The sequence below is a fragment of the Synechococcus sp. MIT S9507 genome, from assembly GCF_047304715.1.
Taxonomy (GTDB): Bacteria; Cyanobacteriota; Cyanobacteriia; order PCC-6307; family Cyanobiaceae; genus Synechococcus_C.
Genome location: NZ_CP138970.1, coordinates 1,383,739 through 1,401,840 on the forward strand (window position 1 = coordinate 1,383,739; position 18,102 = coordinate 1,401,840).

16 protein-coding genes are annotated in these 18,102 nt (G+C 56.8%); 8 read left to right on the forward strand and 8 right to left on the reverse strand.

Features of this window, described 5'->3' with window-relative positions; all coding sequences use genetic code 11:
- Nucleotides 1–13: 13 nt before the first annotated feature.
- Nucleotides 14–1,894 (reverse strand): ABC1 kinase family protein, encoded by a 1,881-nt coding sequence (locus tag SIB83_RS07285; RefSeq protein ID WP_413406188.1) that lies wholly within the window; start codon nt 1,892–1,894, stop codon nt 14–16.
- Nucleotides 1,895–1,955: 61 nt separating this feature from the next.
- Here SIB83_RS07285 and recN point away from each other — a divergent pair, with 61 nt between their 5' ends.
- The 5 genes from recN to SIB83_RS07310 all read left to right on the forward strand — a co-directional run bounded on the left by recN (nt 1,956) and on the right by SIB83_RS07310 (nt 12,195).
- Nucleotides 1,956–3,644, forward strand: a complete 1,689-nt coding sequence (recN, locus tag SIB83_RS07290; protein ID WP_413747230.1) for a DNA repair protein RecN — start codon at nt 1,956–1,958, stop codon at nt 3,642–3,644.
- Between the two features lie 372 nt (nt 3,645–4,016).
- Entirely contained in the window at nt 4,017–4,844 is an 828-nt protein-coding gene (locus SIB83_RS07295) for a hypothetical protein (protein ID WP_413747231.1), read from the forward strand.
- Between the two features lie 478 nt (nt 4,845–5,322).
- Nucleotides 5,323–8,301: an excinuclease ABC subunit UvrA gene (gene uvrA, locus SIB83_RS07300; protein ID WP_413404654.1), complete on the forward strand. Its 2,979-nt coding sequence runs from the start codon at nt 5,323–5,325 to the stop codon at nt 8,299–8,301.
- Complete coding sequence (locus SIB83_RS07305) at nt 8,298–9,800, forward strand: alpha/beta fold hydrolase (protein WP_413404656.1); 1,503 nt, start codon at nt 8,298–8,300, stop codon at nt 9,798–9,800. The genes uvrA and SIB83_RS07305 overlap by 4 nt, the downstream gene beginning before the upstream one ends.
- Nucleotides 9,801–10,038: 238 nt before the next feature.
- Nucleotides 10,039–12,195 (forward strand): HAD family hydrolase, encoded by a 2,157-nt coding sequence (locus SIB83_RS07310; protein ID WP_413747232.1) that lies wholly within the window; start codon nt 10,039–10,041, stop codon nt 12,193–12,195.
- Here the strand turns inward: SIB83_RS07310 and purT are convergent.
- Nucleotides 12,192–13,361, reverse strand: coding sequence for a formate-dependent phosphoribosylglycinamide formyltransferase (purT, locus tag SIB83_RS07315; RefSeq protein WP_413747233.1), 1,170 nt, complete (start codon nt 13,359–13,361; stop codon nt 12,192–12,194). The genes SIB83_RS07310 and purT overlap by 4 nt on opposite strands.
- Between purT and SIB83_RS07320 the strand changes: the two genes are divergently transcribed.
- Entirely contained in the window at nt 13,360–13,584 is a 225-nt protein-coding gene (locus tag SIB83_RS07320) for a cytochrome B6 (protein ID WP_413404662.1), read from the forward strand. The two genes, purT and SIB83_RS07320, sit on opposite strands and share 2 nt — an antisense overlap.
- Nucleotides 13,585–13,596: 12 nt before the next feature.
- On the opposite strand, the gene SIB83_RS07325 is transcribed toward SIB83_RS07320, so the two are convergent.
- From SIB83_RS07325 to SIB83_RS07335, 3 genes are all read right to left on the reverse strand, one after another.
- On the reverse strand, nt 13,597–13,845 hold the full coding sequence (locus tag SIB83_RS07325; protein WP_413404664.1) for a hypothetical protein: 249 nt from the start codon (nt 13,843–13,845) through the stop codon (nt 13,597–13,599).
- Between the two features lie 11 nt (nt 13,846–13,856).
- On the reverse strand, nt 13,857–14,900 hold the full coding sequence (gene mraY, locus SIB83_RS07330) for a phospho-N-acetylmuramoyl-pentapeptide-transferase (protein ID WP_413747321.1): 1,044 nt from the start codon (nt 14,898–14,900) through the stop codon (nt 13,857–13,859).
- 84 nt (nt 14,901–14,984) lie between these two features.
- Entirely contained in the window at nt 14,985–15,233 is a 249-nt protein-coding gene (locus SIB83_RS07335) for a DUF3134 domain-containing protein (RefSeq protein ID WP_413404666.1), read from the reverse strand.
- Between the two features lie 70 nt (nt 15,234–15,303).
- On the opposite strand from SIB83_RS07335, the gene SIB83_RS07340 reads away from it, so the two are divergent.
- Nucleotides 15,304–15,501, forward strand: a complete 198-nt coding sequence (locus tag SIB83_RS07340) for a hypothetical protein (RefSeq protein ID WP_413747234.1) — start codon at nt 15,304–15,306, stop codon at nt 15,499–15,501.
- A 27-nt stretch (nt 15,502–15,528) separates the two neighbouring features.
- Nucleotides 15,529–16,734: an argininosuccinate synthase gene (locus tag SIB83_RS07345; protein WP_413404670.1), complete on the forward strand. Its 1,206-nt coding sequence runs from the start codon at nt 15,529–15,531 to the stop codon at nt 16,732–16,734.
- 23 nt (nt 16,735–16,757) lie between these two features.
- On the opposite strand, the gene SIB83_RS07350 is transcribed toward SIB83_RS07345, so the two are convergent.
- The 3 genes from SIB83_RS07350 to SIB83_RS07360 all read right to left on the reverse strand — a co-directional run bounded on the left by SIB83_RS07350 (nt 16,758) and on the right by SIB83_RS07360 (nt 18,099).
- Nucleotides 16,758–17,141 carry a hypothetical protein gene (locus SIB83_RS07350; protein WP_413747235.1) on the reverse strand — a complete coding sequence of 128 codons (384 nt, stop codon included), beginning with the start codon at nt 17,139–17,141 and terminating at the stop codon, nt 16,758–16,760.
- Nucleotides 17,142–17,186: 45 nt separating this feature from the next.
- Nucleotides 17,187–17,555 carry a 30S ribosomal protein S6 gene (rpsF, locus tag SIB83_RS07355; RefSeq protein WP_413404673.1) on the reverse strand — a complete coding sequence of 123 codons (369 nt, stop codon included), beginning with the start codon at nt 17,553–17,555 and terminating at the stop codon, nt 17,187–17,189.
- Nucleotides 17,556–17,634: 79 nt separating this feature from the next.
- Nucleotides 17,635–18,099 carry a Tic20 family protein gene (locus tag SIB83_RS07360; protein ID WP_413404675.1) on the reverse strand — a complete coding sequence of 155 codons (465 nt, stop codon included), beginning with the start codon at nt 18,097–18,099 and terminating at the stop codon, nt 17,635–17,637.
- Between the last annotated feature and the right edge of the window lie 3 nt (nt 18,100–18,102).

Consider the following 18,102-nt stretch of genomic DNA (forward strand, 5'->3'; position numbering starts at 1 on the left):
AAGTGATCGGAATCTAGGGGGAGACTCCTGCCGCCGCTTTGACCAGTCGGACAACTCCTCGTTCGGCCAGACCCTGTGCGAGTTCAACTCCCATGCGTCGGGCGTCTGGTTCACGCATCAATCTCGGCAAGCGGCTGAACAGCAGATCCGGGCTGAATCCAGGCAGCTGCTGGAGAACCTGGATGAGTTGGCGGATCGGTTCAAGGTCCATGTAGAAGTCCTGATCCAGTTCGGCTCCTGACGTCATGAGGCGGGTTGGTTGCAACTGACGGGGGAGGCGCCTGCCAATGCGTTGCAGGGTCATCCATCCGAGTGAGTCGATGCGGTCGGCTGCAGTTTCAACAATCTGATGGCGCAACATGCCCCCATGGGTTGACACCAGGAAATCAAGAACCTGATCCAGCAAGGCTTCCAGATCCAGCTGGTCCTGACTGGCTGCACTGGCTACGAGATTTTCCAGACGGGTCCAGCTGAAGATATCGCCGTCGAACAACATCTCCTTCAGGCTTTGCCTGAGCTGTGGATCCGGATCCTCCATCAGTCGGCGAGCGAAGTAGGGATAGGCGGCTCCGAGAATCTTGAAGTCAGAATCCACACTCAGAGCAATTCCCTCAAGGGTCACCAGCGATCGGATGATCAGTGCGTAGTAAGGCGGAACTCTGAACGGGAATTTGTACATGACCCCGGACAGGTCATCGGTGACCGCTTTGAAGTCCATGCGGCTGACACCCGCTTCCAGTGCCTGACTGAATACGGTTTCAAAAGCCGGAACAATCGGCTCCAGGTTCACGTCTTCCGCAAGGAATCCGAGGCTGACGAAATCTTTTGACAATTTGCCGAAATTGCGGTTCACCAGGTGAACAACGGCCTGGATCAGACCGGTCCGTGATTCACGGGAAACCTCGCTCATCATTCCGAAATCCAGATAGCAAAGCCGCCCATCAGCAAGGGCCAGCAGATTGCCTGGGTGTGGATCGGCATGAAAAAAGCCGTGTTCAAGCAGTTGCTGCAGGCTGCAGTTCACGCCCACAGAGACCATGTCGTCTGGATCAATCCCCAGATCTCTCACCGCTTCAAGATTGGTGAGTTTGACGCCGTCGATCCATTCCATCGTCAGCACTCTTCGGCTGGTCGCTTCTCGATAAATGTGTGGAACGGCGATGCGGGGATTTTGTTGATGAAGCTCGCTGAATTTCTCCGCATTTGACGCTTCATTGAGATAGTCCATCTCTTCGAACACCCGACTGCCCAGTTCATCGATCAGTGCAACCAGATCGCTGCGGATCAGGCCGATGTTGCTGTTGAGCCAGGCAGCGATGTTGCGCACGATGTAGAGGTCAAGCGTGATCTGTTCACGCAGTCCGGGCCTCTGCACTTTCACGGCAACACGTTGGCCGTCGTGCAAGGTTCCTCGATGCACCTGGCCGAGAGAGGCAGCGGAAATGGGTTCGCGTTCCAGTTCTGCATAAATGCTGTCGACGGGAGCGCCCAGATCTTCTTCGATGCAAGCCATGGCCAGAGCGCTGTCGAATCCTGGAAGCTGGTCCTGCAGCTGGGCCAGTTCCTCAAGGAGCACCGGAGGAACGATGTCTGGTCGCGTTGACAGAGCCTGACCTGCCTTGATGAAGGCCGGGCCGAGTTCCACAAGCAGCTCGGCGCATTCCTTGGCTCGGCTTCGTGCCCGTTTCGGATCCTTGAGCAGTTGGAAGATCCAGTCAAAGCCGATTCCGATCAAGAGCATTCCAATCGGCACCAGGGTCTGCCAGAGACGCCTCAGCAATCTCTGCGGATGCCCCGCGTAGATGCGGGTGATGGCAGCCGGGTCATAGGTCAGTAGACCGGCCGCTTCGATGAAATCGCCGAGTTCTTGTGGGGCCACCGGCCGCAATGCCATGTGCACCCCTTCTAATCGAGCTGAGCCGCCGCTACGGTCAGCACCAACACCGGGGTCTGCCGTGTTATCCGGTCTGCGACTCGAGAACATCGCCTTAATCGACAGCCTCGATCTTGCTTTTGATCAAGGCTTCTCCGTGCTGACAGGTGAGACGGGAGCAGGTAAGTCGATCCTTCTTGATGCTCTTGATGCCGTGCTTGGAGGCCTGCAGGCGGGCGCCGGTCTGCGCCTTGTGCGTTCCGGATGTGAGCGGGCTGTAATCGAGGCCAGTTTTCGACCTGGCGCAGCTGCCAGACGCTGGTTGTTTGAGCAGGAGATCCCTGATGGAGATGAGGAGCTGGTGGTGAGCCGGGAATGGCGGCGCCAGGACGAACGTTTCAGCAGTCGCTCGAGGTTGAATGGTGTGATGGTCAATCGTCAGCAGCTGCAGCTGCTGCGTCCACTGCTGATCGATCTCACCGTGCAGGGTCAGACCCAGCAGCTGGCGCGTCCCGGTCTGCAGAAACGCTGGCTTGATCGTCTTGGGGGTGTTTCTCTTGAGGTTCAGCTTGACCAGGTTCGCAGCCACTGGAGTGACTGGGTCCGCTGTCGAAATGAGCTTGAGCGCGCTGAAACCGATCAGCTGCGTCTTCAGGAGCAGCGGGAGGAGCTTGATCTGTTGCTGGTGGAACTCGACCGGGCCGAGCTTGATGACCCTGCGGAGATTGAGCTGCTCGAGCGGGAGCAGGATCGTCTTGTTCACGGTGTGCGCCTGCAGCAGGGCCTCGGTCTTCTGATCGGGCGTCTGATGGATGGGGCTGATCAGGCACCTTCAGCCATCGAGCATTTGCATGCCTGCAGCCATGAGTTGCAGCAGATGCAGGGCCTTGATCCATCGCTGAATTCCATCAAGGATCGATGCCTGGATCTTGAAACCGCTGCTCAGGATCTGACCCGGGAACTGGAGAGTTACGGAGCCTCACTGGATAGTGACCCCCATCGTCTCTCTCTTCTTCAGGATCGTCTGGCCGAGCTCAAGCGCCTGGAACGCAGGCATGGTCAGAATCTGAGTGATCTGATCAAGCGACGCGATGAGCTGCGTGACCGTCAGCAGTCAGGTGGTGTTGATGCACTGATTGAGCAGTTGCGCAGCAAGGAGCAGGCGGCTTGTGTGATTCGTGATCGCAGCAATGCTTCTCTGCATTCAATGCGACTGATTGTTGCGGCGAAGCTGCAAAAACGGTTGATGGATCATCTCAGGCCCATGGGATTGGCCAATGTGCGTTTTGAGGTCGCTGTTGAACCATCCGAGCCTGGCGAGACCGGTGCGGATGCGATCTGTTTCCTGTTTTCGGCCAATCCAGGACAGCCCATGGCACCGCTCGCTGAAGTGGCTTCCGGAGGTGAGATGTCGCGTTTTCTGCTGGCCCTGAAGACCTGCCTTGCCGAGGTTGATGGATCCAGCACCTTGCTCTTCGATGAAATCGACACAGGAGTGAGCGGTCGTGTCAGTGGTGCCATGGCTGATCTGCTTCGGCTGTTGTCAAAACATCGCCAGGTGTTCTGTGTCACCCATCAGCCCCTTGTCGCCGCAGCTGCAGATCAGCATTTCCGCGTCAGTAAAGACGTTGTCGCTGGAGTGACTTATTCACGAGTGTCCCAGCTGCGGGACACCCAGCAGCGACAGCGTGAGCTGGCCGAACTGGCAGGCGGAGACCTGCATGAAGCTGAGGCTTATGCAGCCAGCCTTCTGGATCAGAAAGCAGCATGAGCACCAGCTATCCGATCGGCAGTGACAACTTTTCAGATCCAGCCCTGCAGGTTCAACCGTTCCCCAGATCATGATCCCGTTTGTGACAGAGTCGATGCAACTCATGACTTGATGTCAGCAGGTGTGATTCAAGTTCCAGATGCTTGGCGCCAGTCTTAGGAGGTTGATCCCAACCTCCCTCGCACTAGGAAATGATTTGTTGAAAGAAATTAATCTCGAAAGTCTTTTTAAGCTGATTTGATCTGGAGTTTTATTGTCATATTTTCAGATAGCTGATAAAAAATCGATGAACACATGGCATTATTTTAATCCAGCATTGATAATGCTGGACTGTGCTGTTGTCTTATGATTTCAATAACTGTTGTTTGGTAAATGTATCAACCAACATTTGCTAAGGCGGCAAAAGACTATGAGAGCCACGCCTTGCCCCAGGGACGAGCTGCAAGTCGTTTGGTTGGACAAATCATGGAGACGGATGACTTAAAATCAATCAGTTCAATCATCGATATTGGCTGCGGTACAGCCCTCGCGGTAAAGCAATTACTCAATAAATTTAGAGATAAAAATATTGTATTCCCGGCTGAGTGTGTATTGGTCGATCAAGAAACCTTGATGCTTGATGTCGCATCAAAAAGCATTCGAGAAATCTTTAATGTTGAACCAAAATGTGTATTGACGGATGCATTTGACTCCAAATGGACAGGTTTTTACCAGAAGCATGGGCAGTCACTTGGCAGAAGAGTTGTAATCAGCAGTTATCTTCTTCAGTGGAGTAAAAATCCACTTGATGTTTTGATCAAAATCTGGATCAATTTATTAAACAAAGGTGATCTTTTGGTGATTAGCTTTCCAGATTCAAGAAGTTTTGAATGGTTGAGAAGGTCGCATATGTTGGTTGGTTTAAAAGATAAATCTTTGAAATTGTTTGATTCCGAAGAATTGATTGGGGCTAATGCAATTGCAAGGTTGTCGACCTGTTATCAGGTTGTTTCCTGTGGCCAGGATAATGATTCAGTTGTGATTAAGCAGCCATCCGATTATTTAAGGCATTTTTCAAGTATTGGATCAACGCCTTCGTTTCGACGATATAGCTTCAGGGAAGTCAAGCTTATCCTCAAAGCTCTGTCTTTTTTGGAGAAGAGTGGTCACCCATGCATGTTGGATTATTATTCAACATGGCTTGTACTTAAACGTCTCTGACTGCTATTAAAGGTTGCATCACGAAAAGTATTTATATGAATTTAAGTTATTATGTCTATCTGCTGATCAGTGAAGTTTTCCGTTTTTGCTTCTGCAAATTCGGTTGTAATGCTTTTAACGCTGCAGAATTGGTGATTCCTTCTGCGGTTGCATGAAGGTTTTAATGCTAAAAAGCATACGCAAATTGATATACACGGCGATTTTTAGGGGGAGTTTTTGTGAAGTCAGTTAACAATAGGGCCGCCTTGAGTGGTTTTGATGTCATGGCTGTGGATCAGCGTTTCAAGGTCAGCCAAGTGTTGTCGATCTGAGCACCGTCAAGAGTGTCCCATCTGCGGGACACTCAGCAGCGACAGTGAGTGTTGTCGGGTCTGGACTTTTGTGAAGCGGGCGTCTACGTAGCCAGCCCGTCGGATCAGAAAGCGTCATGACCATCATCCGATCTCAGTAGAATCTGCGATCCCTGAGATTCAGCCGTATGGGGCGCGCAGCTCCCAAATCCAAGGCCCCGTCTCTGGCGGAGCCAGTGAAGCTGACTGCTGAATCCGACGAGAACGTGATCCGCGTTCGAGGAGCTCGGCAGCACAACCTCAAGAACGTCGATCTCACCATCCCCCGCAACAAGATGGTGGTGTTCACCGGTGTGAGCGGCAGCGGTAAAAGCTCTCTGGCTTTTGACACGATCTTCGCTGAAGGGCAACGTCGCTATGTCGAAAGTCTTTCCGCCTACGCCCGTCAGTTCTTAGGTCAGGTCGACAAGCCCGATGTTGATGCCATTGAAGGGCTTTCCCCGGCGATCTCGATTGATCAGAAATCCACCAGTCACAACCCTCGTTCCACAGTCGGAACCGTCACGGAGATCCAGGATTATCTGCGCTTGTTGTTTGGGCGGGCGGGCGATCCGCACTGTCCGAGGTGTGATCGTCCGATTCGCCCGCAGACCATTGATGAAATGGTTGATCAGATCCTCACCCTGCCTGAATCAACCCGCTATCAACTGCTTGCTCCGGTTGTGCGTGGCAAGAAGGGCACCCACACCAAATTGATCAGCGGTCTGGCCGCTGAGGGTTTTGCCCGTGTGCGGATTGACGGAGAAGTGCGCGAACTGGCGGACAACATTGAACTCGACAAGAACCAGAGCCACAACATCGAGGTCGTTGTCGACAGGCTTGTTGCTCGCGAGGGAATCCAGGAAAGACTCACCGATTCTCTGCGTACGGCTCTGAAACGCGGAGATGGGTTGGCCATTGTTGAGGTCGTGCCCAAAAAGGATGAGCAACTTCCAGAGGGTGTCGACCGCGAGCGCTTGTTTTCCGAGAATTTCGCCTGCCCCGAGCATGGGGCGATCATGGAGGAGCTGTCTCCGAGATTGTTTTCGTTCAACAGTCCTTACGGGGCCTGTGAGGCGTGCCATGGAATCGGTCACCTGCGCAAGTTCACTGCAGAGCGGGTTGTTCCGGATCCCTCACTGCCCGTTTACGCCGCAGTTGCTCCCTGGGCCGAGAAAGACAATTCCTATTACTTCTCCCTGCTCTATTCCGTTGGGGAGGCCTTCGGCTTCGAAATCAAGACTCCCTGGAAGGAACTCACTGAAGAGCAGCAGGACGTGTTGCTCAACGGCAGTCGCGAACCGATCCTGATTCAGGCCGATAGCCGCTACCGCAAGGGCAGTGCTGGATATCAGCGCCCTTTCGAAGGAATCCTGCCGATTCTTGAGCGGCAGTTGCGTGATGCCAGCGGCGAGGCCCAGCGTCAAAAGCTTGAGAAATTTCTGGAGCTGGTTCCCTGCTCCAGCTGTGCCGGCAAACGACTTCGCCCCGAGGCACTGGCTGTGCGAATGGGCTGTTTTCGGATCACCGATCTGACTGCCGTGAGCGTGGGCCAGACCCTTGATCGGATTGAGCAGTTGATGGGTGTCGGCGCATTCGAGAGCAGTGCGCCACTGCTGACGAACCGTCAGATGCAGATCGGAGACCTCGTGTTGCGGGAGATCCGCATGCGCTTGCGTTTTCTGCTGGATGTGGGTTTGGACTATCTGAGCCTTGATCGGCCGGCGATGACTCTTTCAGGTGGAGAAGCGCAGCGCATCCGTCTGGCGACTCAGATCGGAGCCGGTCTTACCGGAGTGCTCTACGTGCTCGATGAACCGAGCATCGGTTTACACCAACGGGACAATGATCGTCTGCTGGCCACTCTCGAGCGCCTCCGTGATCTTGGAAACACCCTGGTGGTTGTGGAACACGATGAGGACACCATTCGCGCCGCCGATCACGTGGTGGATATCGGTCCTGGAGCCGGAGTGCACGGAGGCCACATCGTGGCGGAGGGATCTCTTGACGACCTCCTGAATGCAGCGGACTCGGTTACCGGTGCTTATCTCAGTGGTGAGCGAAGCATTCCCACCCCTGCTGAACGCCGTTCGGCGGGGACTCGCAGCCTCAAGCTGCTCAATTGCAATCGCAACAATCTCAAGGACCTGAGCGTTGAGTTTCCGCTTGGTCGTCTGGTTTCCATCACCGGGGTGAGCGGCAGTGGCAAGAGCACTCTTGTGAATGAGTTGCTTCACCCTGCGCTCGAGCATGGACTTGGTCACAAAGTGCCCTTCCCCCACGGTCTCGGGGAGATGCGTGGTCTCAAGTCGATCGACAAGGTGATCGTGATTGACCAGTCACCGATCGGCAGGACCCCCCGCTCCAATCCCGCCACCTATACCGGTGCGTTTGATCCGATTCGTCAGGTGTTTGCAGCCACCGTTGAAGCCAAGGCTCGTGGCTATCAGGTGGGTCAGTTCAGTTTCAACGTCAAGGGCGGACGCTGTGAAGCTTGCCGTGGTCAGGGAGTCAATGTGATCGAAATGAACTTCCTGCCGGATGTCTACGTGCAGTGCGATGTATGCAAGGGCGCACGATTCAATCGTGAAACCCTTCAGGTCACCTACAGGGGCCACACCATTGCTGACGTTCTGGAGATGACCGTTGAGCAGGCCGCCGAGGTGTTTTCAGCCATTCCGCAGGCGGCTGACCGACTGCGGACCCTCGTGGATGTGGGTCTTGGTTACGTGAAGCTGGGTCAGCCTGCACCCACGCTTTCCGGGGGTGAGGCGCAACGGGTGAAGCTGGCGACGGAGCTTTCTCGCAGGGCCACCGGTAAGACGCTTTATTTGATTGATGAGCCCACCACCGGCCTGAGTTTCTATGACGTGCACAAACTGATGGATGTGATGCAGCGTCTTGTCGACAAGGGCAATTCCATCATCTGTATCGAGCACAACCTTGATGTGATTCGTTGTTCCGACTGGTTGATTGATCTTGGTCCAGAAGGTGGTGATCGCGGCGGACAGTTGGTGGCCTGCGGAACGCCGGAAGAGGTGGCCCAGCATCCAACCAGTCACACCGGTCGCTATCTCGCCCGGGTTCTGGAGCAGCATCCCCCTCAGACGGTTCCTCTGGCGGCATGACGTCCTACCCGTGTTTCCGCTTTCATGGGCTTGTTGCAGCTGCGGCTTCGCTGCTGGTCGCTCAACCAGTGGCAGCAGTTGAGCGTCTCACCTTCACTTTGCCCTTGCTCGATGAGAGCATCAGCCTGGATTTGACTCAGGCCACCAACGCACGGGAGTTGATCGATTCCAATCCGGATCTTCGGGAGCTGGATTGGGCAGGGGAAGGATCGGTGCAGAAGCTGATCGAATCACTGTTGACTGCTCCTCTTCCTGAAGAGACCAGCAGCATCGTTCTCCAGTCCCTTGGGCACCCTCTGTTTGAGCAGCTGCTTCTGGCAGCCTCAGAACTGATTCAGGTCAAGGGTCTCCCTGTCGACACCAGCGGGCGCATGGTGTCGGAGGCTCTGATCGCGGCCTATCGGGATGATGAGCCCCATCTGCTGGGATTTCTGCGTCATGTCCCTGGTGATGAGATCTCGATCAATCTCCAGGTGCTCGCTGCCTATGCCAAAAGGCTCAGCGACAACCAAGACGATGCAAAGGCGCTGGTGCAGAGGGGCACTGCAGCCAAGCCTGTTGCATCAACCATCGTTGATGCCGCTGCATCAGGTTGGACGCGCCAACAACGTTCCGTTGCGATTCAGCATCGTCCGCAGCCTCTGGAGGTCACTGTTATTTCTCCCACCGCAAGGCCTAACGGTCGACTGGTGGTGATCTCCCACGGGCTCTGGGATGAACCCTCCAGTTACGAGGGCTGGGCCCATCTGCTTGCTGCCCATGGATACTTCGTGCTGCTGCCTGACCACCCAGGCAGTAATGCAAAGCAGCAAAATTCAATGCTCAAGGGCAAAAAGCCCCCACCGGCATCGGACGAACTTCGTTTGCGTCCCATGGATGTCACCGCCGTGATCGATGCGGTCGAAGCTGGCATCCTGCTCTCTGGTTCTTCTGTTCAAACCGATTCAGTGGCTGTTGTCGGTCATTCCTGGGGTGCCACTGCAGCTCTGCAGCTGGGCGGTCTGAAGACCACGAGCCGGAAGCTGAGTTCACGCTGCCGCAATCCTCGTGATCCAGACCGCAACCTGAGCTGGGTTCTTCAGTGCAGCTGGTTGAAAGGTGCTGATCAGGGATCTCTGGGTGACATGAGAGTTCGAACCGCGGTTGTGGTCAGTCCTCCACTGCGCCTGCTGTTTGATGAATCCAGTGGTCCTTCAATGCATGCCAAGGTTTTGCTTGTGAGTGGAACCCGCGATTGGGTTGTCCCCTCGGATCCTGAAGCGGTTGTTCCGTTGCGCAACGGTCAACCTCTGGCCAATGGCCATCGCATTGTTCTGGCATCAGGTGGTGATCACTTCAACCTCTGGGCTCCGGTGGATGCCAAAGAACCATCTGTGCTGGGACCTCTGATCCTTGCCTGGATCAATGATCACCTGGGCATCACCGATTCCCTCAGCTTCAGTGCCGGTGGATGGGGCAATCGACGCGTGCCGCTGATGGATGTCACCGGTCAATTATGAAAATTCTTTACGCTATGGAAATGTTCTGATCCAATTTTTTTTGTTTGCATATCTATATCAAAATCAATCTCAATTTGTAGCGCTCGTCTCTTTTAAATCCTTTTAAAGCCAGGGGATTTGCACGTGCTTTCAATCTCTGCAGATTCATTTGTCAGATTGTTTTTATCTTTTTGAATCTCCACATCACCTAATCCTTAATCGGACACCAGGACCTGTTCCTGAATGTGTTGGAGGTCTAGTGGGACTGAAGCTGCTGCAACTTCATCTCCATGGCTTGTTCCGTTCGCAGGATCTGGAGCTTGGCCGTGATGCAGATACCGGAGGCCAGACCCTCTACGTTTTGGAGCTGGCACGAAGCCTTGCCAACCGTGCCGAGGTGGCCCAGGTCGAGGTTGTCACGCGTCTGATTCAGGACCGCCGGGTTTCTCTCGACTATTCAAGAGCGCACGAACCGATTGCACCTGCTGCATCGATCCGCCGTTTCAGCTTCGGGCCACGCAGGTATCTGCGCAAGGAGCAACTCTGGCCCCATCTTGATGAGCTGGCTGATCAACTGGTTCGTCATTACCGGGTGGAGCACAACAGGCCCGACTGGATCCATGCCCATTACGCAGATGCCGGCTATGTGGGGGCTCTGGTCAGTCGCCGTCTGGGAATTCCACTCGCTTTCACGGGTCACTCCCTGGGGCGTGAGAAATTGCGACGCCTGCTTGCGGCAGGAGGAGACCATGAACAGATCGAGCAGAATTATTCGATCAGTCGGCGCATTGATGCAGAGGAACTGGCTCTTGCCCATGCCGATCTAGTGATCACCAGCACGCGGCAGGAGCGCGATGAGCAATACGCCCGTTACGGATGTTTCAATCCGGATCGCGCCCAGGTTGTGCCGCCAGGCGTCGACAGCCAACGTTTTCATCCACACCGCAACGCGGAGGAGCTCAGCGAGGTGTCCGGTCTGCTGAGCTCTTTTCTGAGGGAGCCTGAGCGTCCACCTCTGCTGGCCATCTGTCGTGCAGATCGGCGCAAAAACATTCCTGCGCTCGTTGAAGCTTTCGGTCGATCCGCTGTGCTTCGTCAACGCCACAATCTGGTTCTCGTGCTCGGCAATCGCGACGATTCCCGCCAGATGGAGCGTCAGCAGCGGGAGGTGTTTCAGCAGATCTTTGATCAGGTGGACCGCTACGACCTCTACGGCTCCGTGGCCTATCCCAAGCACCATCGTCGCGATCAGGTCCCGGCCGTATACCGCTGGGCCGCGGCCCAGCGCGGTTTGTTCGTGAATCCCGCACTCACCGAACCGTTCGGCCTCACGCTGCTGGAGGCTGCGTCGTCGGGCCTGCCAATGGTCGCCACGGATGATGGCGGCCCCCGGGAAATCCTCAGCCGTTGTGACAATGGCCTGCTCGTGGATGTGACCGACCGGGAATCGCTCCAGGATGGCTTGGAGCGAGCTGGCGCTGATGGCGAGCGCTGGCGTCGCTGGAGTGATAACGGCGTGGAAGCTGTCAGTCGCTACTACAGCTGGGATGCCCATGTCTGCGGTTATCTGGCTCAGATGCAGGAGCGCCTCAAGCGTTCGAGCACGCGGACGGTTTCTTCACAGCTGCTCGCCACGCCCTCCGGCCTCAGTCCATTCGGCTCCCGTCTGCTGCTGCTGGATCTCGACAGCAGTCTTGAGCAGCCGGAGGACAAGGCACTGCAGACTCTGCGTCAACAGCTGATGGCGCCGTCCGCTCAAGCTGCCAGTAGAGGCTTCGGCATCACCACTGGACGGCCTCTCAGTGCGGCCCGGCAGCGTTTTGCAGAGCTTCATCTTCCTGATCCGCAGGTCTGGATCACCCAGGCGGGCACTCAGATTCACTACGGCCAGGAGGAGCAGACGGATCGCTTCTGGCAGGCTCAGATCAGCGTTGATTGGCAACGCGACTTAGTGGAGCGGACCCTGTCCGATCTTGGAGATCACATCAAACTGCAGAAACCCGAGCACCAGGGCCCGTTCAAGATCAGTTATCTGCTCGAGCAACCGGGCCCTTCCGTGTTGCCTCTGATCCGCCAACGTTTGCGTCAGAGCAGCCTGCCTGCAAGGCCCCAATTGCGCTGTCACTGGTTCCTTGATGTGCTTCCGATGCGGGCTTCTCTGAGCGAGGCGATTCGCTTCCTTTCACTGCGCTGGGGATTGCCTCTGGAACACATTCTGGTGGTGGCCAGTCAGCAGGGGGATGTGGAGCTGGTCCAAGGTCTGCCCGCTGCTGTGGTGACTGCCGACCATGACCCATGTCTCGATGGCTGTCGCCATCAACAACGGGTTTATTTCGCCAATCGGTCGTGTCTGATGGGCGTCTTGGAAGGTCTTCAGCACTACCGCTTCCTCAGTGCAAAGTCCCGTCTGGATTAGCCCTCGATCTGAAGCGTCACAGCACCAGCGCTGCGATCGGCCTTGGCCTGAGCATCAGCTCGGTGGTCTCCGCAAGCCAGAGCCACACCCATCCTCCGGCCTGGGCGGGCCTCCGCTTTTCCGAACAACAACACTTTGGTGTCTGATTCGCTCAGGGCTGACTCCAGGCCGCTGAAGCTGACCTGGCTGCCATGGCGGTCCGCAAGGATCACTCTGCTGGCAGCCGCTGTGGCACAACGGATCGTGGGGATCGGCAAACCAAGCACAGCCCTCAGATGCAGTTCAAACTCACTCAGGTTCTGGCTGATCAGAGTGACCAGACCCGTGTCATGGGGACGAGGGGACAGCTCTGAAAAAATCACCTCGCCCCCGCAGAGAAAGAACTCCACTCCGAAAAGACCGGCCCCTCCCAGGTTGTCTGTCACCGTGCGGGCCATCGTCTGCGCCTGTTGCAACTGCTCTTCGCTCAGTTGAGCGGGCTGCCAGCTGCATTGATAGTCACCATTGGCCTGTTCATGTCCGATCGGCGGACAGAACAGGGTGGATCCGTCTCGCTGGCGGATGGTGAGCAGTGTGATCTCCTGATCAAAACGCAGAAACTCTTCCACGATCACCTGGTTGGAGGTGCCACGCGCGTTAACCATGGCCGCCTCCCAGGCCTGATCAAGCCCTTCGGCGTCGTTCACCACGCTCTGCCCCTTCCCGGACGAGCTCATCACCGGTTTCACAACCACCGGCCACCCCAACGGTGCTGCAGCGTTGTGCAGGTCTTCGGCACTGGCCGCATAGGCGAAGCGAGCGGTGCGCAGCCCAAGCTCCGCTGCTGCCAGGTTGCGGATTCGATCACGGTTCATCGTGACGGCAGTGGCGCGGGCCGTGGGGATCACGGTGATGCCCTCTTCCTCCAGTTCGGCCAGTGCATTCACCGCTAGAGCTTCAATCTCTGGAATCACCACGCTGGGACTGTGGCGCCGCACCACCTCCAGCAGTGCCTCAGGCTCGGTCATCGGCAGCACTTCCGCCTGATCTGCCACCTGCATGGCCGGTGCCCCCGCATAGCGATCGCAGGCGATCACCCTGCAGCCCAGGCGCTGGGCTGCAATGGCCACCTCTTTACCCAGTTCACCACTGCCCAGCAGCATCACGGTGGCGGGAAACGTCGTCATGACCTTTTCAGGGCAGCATGGACTGATCCTCGCTCCACGCCTGATGCTTCCATCACTGAGCTTCACTCCCGTCGGATTCTCGACGGCGGGAGATGCCGCTGATGGGCTGATCTTCGGCTGGGAGATCGCCACAGTGCAGAAATGGGCTCTGATCTACCTGGGTGCATCGCTGCTGGCCTTTGTCATCGTCTGGTTGGTTGGAGCCTTTCGCACAAGAATCTGAGATCCATCAGCCTCAGGGTTCGAGGTCGTGCATCAGGGTTAGTTGGCGCTCCGCTGGTTCCTCGTTCACAAACCCCCACGACTGGAAGATCTCAGCATCCTTGTGGGTGATGTGTTGCGCGCCATTGCGCTGTTCCAGCACGAACCCCTTGTCGGCCATGCGGCGCATCAGGCTGGCGGCTTCCTCGAAACGGGAGGCCATCGACTCAAGGCTGGCGCAGTCGGCGGTCAGACCTGCCTCTTTCCACGTGAAGTAACTCATTGTCGGCTGGCTCAGGTGGGGCGAAGCACAATACCCAGAATGACCAGTCCAGCTGTCGCAAGCCAGAACATCGGCACCACGATCTGCTCTGGCGATCCACCCAGTTCGAAATGGTGGTGGAGCGGGGCCATTCGCAACACCCGGCGCCCCACACCATCCTCTCCTTTGGTCGCTTTGAACACCCACACCTGGATGATCACCGACAGCGATTCAGCCAGAAAGACGCCCCCCATCACCAGCAGCGGCCAGAGGCTGTTGGACAGCAACGCCACGGCACTCAGTGAAGCCCCCATGGCCAGCGACCCAGTATCTCCCATAAACACCCGTGCCGGGTTGCGGTTGTGAATCAGAAAGCCGAGCCAGCAACCGGCCATTGCCATGCAGAACGCTGCCAGTGCAGGGTCACCCTCGTTGCCGCGCAACATCAACTGCAATCCCAGACCTGTGAACACGAGGGCCCCGCAGCCTGAGGCGAGGCCGTCCAGCCCGTCGGTGAGATTGGTGGCGTTGCTTTCCGCGAGGAAGACAAACAGACCCAGTGGCCAGATCAGCCAGCCCAAAGGAATCACCATCCCCAGGGGCAGACTTACCGCGTCAGGGATCCATCCCTGCCAGGCCGACCAGCCCAGAAACACCATGGCTGCTGCACTTTGCAACAGGATTTTTCCTCTGGGTTTCAGGCCGGTATTGGTGCGTTTGGTCAGGCTGCTCCAATCATCGATGCCACCAATCACCATGTAGGCCAGTGTGACCAGACCAACAGCCAGCAACTGATCCGCGCTGCGTCCTTCCCAGCTGATCAGGCATCCCACAATCACTCCAACCGGGACCACAAGAAGGCCACCCATCGTTGGTGTTCCGGATTTGCGTTGATGTGCCTGAGGCCCCTCGGTCCGGATCACCTGGCCCATTTTCAAAGCCCGCAGTTGTGGTGTTCCCCACCAAGTCACAACCGCAGAGACAAGAGTGGCTGCGAGCAGTGGCAGGCTCATCAGGCTGTTGGGAATCCAGCGGTCTGACGTGTAGGCCGCAATCACCACCACCGTGATCAACACAGCAGCTGGAGCACGGCCGTCGTGACGGTTGGATCGGTCCGCAGAAGCGCTCAAGTCCCGAAGACGAATCGCAGGGACCTTAGATCAGTCTTCCCAGTTTTCTTCGTTCTCTTCGTCAGCCTTGTAGTCCTCTTTTTCTCCCATCAGAGCGGAGAGCTCCTCCTCTTCCACCGTGCTCACTTCGGGTGAACTGGACTCTTCGTCCTCCACCAGGCGGCCGCTGGTTTCAAGCCAGCTCAGCAGATCAGGCTCTTCGCGAAGAGGCAGCACCGGGGCAGGCTCTTTGCGTCCGTAGCGGGTCAGGGCCGGATTGACGTTGTCAAGGGCGCTCAAGTCCGTGAGATCTGAGGACAAGATCTTCAGAGCCAATCCTCCATCATAGAAGACTGCGCATCTCCAGCTTTTGAGGAAAGCGTCGATCTTCGCTGCCGTCTGGGGGATCTCACTGCTGATCAGTGCTCTGCTGCGCTTCTGGGGACAGCAGCACCCACAACCTCTGCAGCCCAGTGTCCTCCCTGTTCTGGCTCTGCTGTTTGTGCCCTCAGGGCTGATGGCCGGATGGTTGCTGTGGTCGTCCCGCGGGAGTGGAGAATCGGAATAGTTCCGTTACAGAACAGGAGTCCGCTTGATGGGACGCGCCAAGAAGGTTGTGCTCGCGTATTCCGGAGGTGTGGACACCAGTGTCTGCATTCCCTATCTCAAGCAGGAGTGGGGTGTCGACGAGGTGATCACCTTCGCTGCAGACCTCGGTCAGGGCGATGAGCTGGAGCCGATTCGCCTCAAGGCCCTGGACGCCGGTGCCAGTCAGTCCCTGGTTGGTGACCTGATTCAACCCTTCATCGAGGAGTTCGCTTTTCCAGCGATCCGAGCCAATGCTTTGTACGAGGGCCGGTATCCGCTGTCCACAGCACTGGCGCGTCCGCTGATCGCCAGACGTTTGGTGGAGGTGGCGCGGGAGGTTGGCGCCGATGCCGTGGCTCATGGGTGCACCGGCAAGGGAAACGATCAGGTGCGCTTTGATGTGGCGATTGCTGCTCTGGCTCCTGATCTGAAGGTGCTCACTCCTGCCCGTGAATGGGGGATGAGTCGTGAGCAGACCATCGCCTATGGCGAGCGTTGTGGGATCCCCGCTCCAGTGAGCAAGAAATCTCCTTATTCAATCGACCTCAACCTGTTGGGCCGCAGCGTGGAGGCGGGTCCGCTTGAGGATCCGATGGTGGCGCCTCCGGAGGAGGTGTTTGCGATGAGCGTGTCCGTGGATGCGGCGCCTTCTCAGCCTCAGGAGATTGAAATCGGCTTTGAGGCAGGTAACCCTGTGAGCATTGACGGCGTTCGGCTGCCTCCGGTTGAGCTGATCCGTGAAGCCAACCGTCTGGCCGGAATGCACGGCATCGGCAGGCTCGACATGATCGAAAACCGGGTGGTCGGCATCAAGAGCCGAGAGATCTATGAAACTCCTGGTTTGCTCCTGCTGATCCAGGGCCATCAGGAACTCGAGAGCCTCACACTGGCTGCTGATGTGCTTCGCACCAAGCGACAACTGGAGATGCAGTGGGCGGATCTGGTGTATCAGGGCCTCTGGTTCGGACCGCTCAAGGAAGCTCTGGATGGATTCATGGATCGCACTCAGACCCACGTGAATGGCACGGTCCGCCTTCGGCTGCACAAGGGCAATGCCATCGTTACGGGACGCAGATCCAGCGACAGCAGCCTCTACGTTCCTGAGATGGCCTCCTATGGCAGCGAAGATCAATTCGATCACCGCGCAGCAGAGGGTTTTATCTACATCTGGGGGTTGCCGATCCGGCTCTGGTCTGCAGCTCGACGTCGCTGAGCACTCTGAAGCCGAGGATCAACTCAGGCGGCGTTCCGTTCGGATTGCCGTTCATGGCTGTTTTTTCTGTTGCGCCAACCTTCCAGGAACGGAATGGGGATGTCGCTCAGCGGTTGTGAAGGCTCTTCAATCAGGGGCAGAGCAGGTTCACCCAGCATTTGCTGTGCTCTGGCCAGCAGCCGGTAACGCTCCATCAGTGGTTCGAGGCGTTGCTGAAATTTGCGCTCGAACAGCTCTGGAAGCTCACTCAGCAAGGTCTCATAGCCCTCGATCATCTGCTCAAGTTCAGCGATGCGCGCTCGCAGAGCATCGGTTTGCTGTTCGTGTTCTCGATCAGCTTCCATCACCTCAGGTGATGGGTTCCAGAGAGGCAACGGTGCCTGATGCTCGGCCTTTTGAGACTGCATGACCGAACGGTATCGCCCGGTCAGCAGTTCAACAATGCCTATGCCTCAGGCGGTCGCTTCGGCTGTTTCAGGCTGCGCTGCGGGTTCAGTGCCTGGAGCCACGCGGGGAGCCGGCAAAGGGCCGTCCTGCTTGACGGTGAGGTAGCGAATGACATCCTCGCTAAGGCGCATCGCTTTCTCAAGCACAGCAACCTGCTGCCCATCACCGTTGTGACTCAGCTGGACATAAATGCCTTCCTTGTGCTTTGCGATCGGATAGGCCAGACGACGCTTGCCGCGCATCTGGTTGTCCAGGACATCAGCACCGGTTTCAACCAGGATGTCTCGGTATTTGGTGAGATGAGACTCGACCTCTTCTTCCGGAATGTCCGGACGAAGGATGTACATGGTCTCGTAGTAAGGCTGCTGGGTCATGGAGACAGATCCGACAGGGACTGAAGGCTCACAGCGTGAGCGACGGATCCAACAGCCTATCCCCTTGGGGTTGACAGTCTCAGTAGAGCTGCATGCGGACTGCCTGGCTCAATCCGGGCAGATCAGGTTCTCTGCCGCGGATGCATTCGATCGAAGCGAAGATCACCACGGCCAGCACCGCCACCACCACCGTGCTCGAAAAAGTTCGCAGCATCAGACCGCTGCTGAGAGGTTGCAGCAGGATGGCGAATGCGTAGCCGAGCAGCACCACGATGATGTCCACCAGCAGGGCCTGGAGCGTGTTGAAGCGAAGGAAGTAAGGCACGTTGGGATTGCGCACCACAGCCAGGAACAGCAGGAAGAACACCAGCAGATTTCCGAAAGGGATGCCCCGTTCGAGCAGCACCAGAGGTAATGCAGGCAGCGTGAGCCACTGCATCCAGGGGAACTGACCCATCAGATGGCTGCCGAAGGGAATCGCATCGCTCCATGGCAGCACGTACACCAGCAGACCCAGGAACCGTTGCCATACGGGAATGGCCATCGC

Bases quoted from the DNA above. Each gene is read 5' to 3' on its own strand.
- SIB83_RS07285 (WP_413406188.1), bottom strand. From the start codon at position 1,894: ATGGCATTGCGGCCGGTGGCCCCACAAGAACTCGGCGATTTCATCGAA.
- SIB83_RS07295 (WP_413747231.1), top strand. From the start codon at position 4,017: ATGTATCAACCAACATTTGCTAAGGCGGCAAAAGACTATGAGAGCCAC.
- uvrA (WP_413404654.1), top strand. From the start codon at position 5,323: ATGGGGCGCGCAGCTCCCAAATCCAAGGCCCCGTCTCTGGCGGAGCCA.
- SIB83_RS07305 (WP_413404656.1), top strand. From the start codon at position 8,298: ATGACGTCCTACCCGTGTTTCCGCTTTCATGGGCTTGTTGCAGCTGCG.
- SIB83_RS07320 (WP_413404662.1), top strand. From the start codon at position 13,360: ATGACCTTTTCAGGGCAGCATGGACTGATCCTCGCTCCACGCCTGATG.
- purT (WP_413747233.1), bottom strand. From the start codon at position 13,361: ATGACGACGTTTCCCGCCACCGTGATGCTGCTGGGCAGTGGTGAACTG.
- SIB83_RS07325 (WP_413404664.1), bottom strand. From the start codon at position 13,845: ATGAGTTACTTCACGTGGAAAGAGGCAGGTCTGACCGCCGACTGCGCC.
- SIB83_RS07345 (WP_413404670.1), top strand. From the start codon at position 15,529: ATGGGACGCGCCAAGAAGGTTGTGCTCGCGTATTCCGGAGGTGTGGAC.
- SIB83_RS07350 (WP_413747235.1), bottom strand. From the start codon at position 17,141: ATGCAGTCTCAAAAGGCCGAGCATCAGGCACCGTTGCCTCTCTGGAAC.
- rpsF (WP_413404673.1), bottom strand. From the start codon at position 17,555: ATGACCCAGCAGCCTTACTACGAGACCATGTACATCCTTCGTCCGGAC.
- SIB83_RS07360 (WP_413404675.1), bottom strand. From the start codon at position 18,099: ATGGCCATTCCCGTATGGCAACGGTTCCTGGGTCTGCTGGTGTACGTG.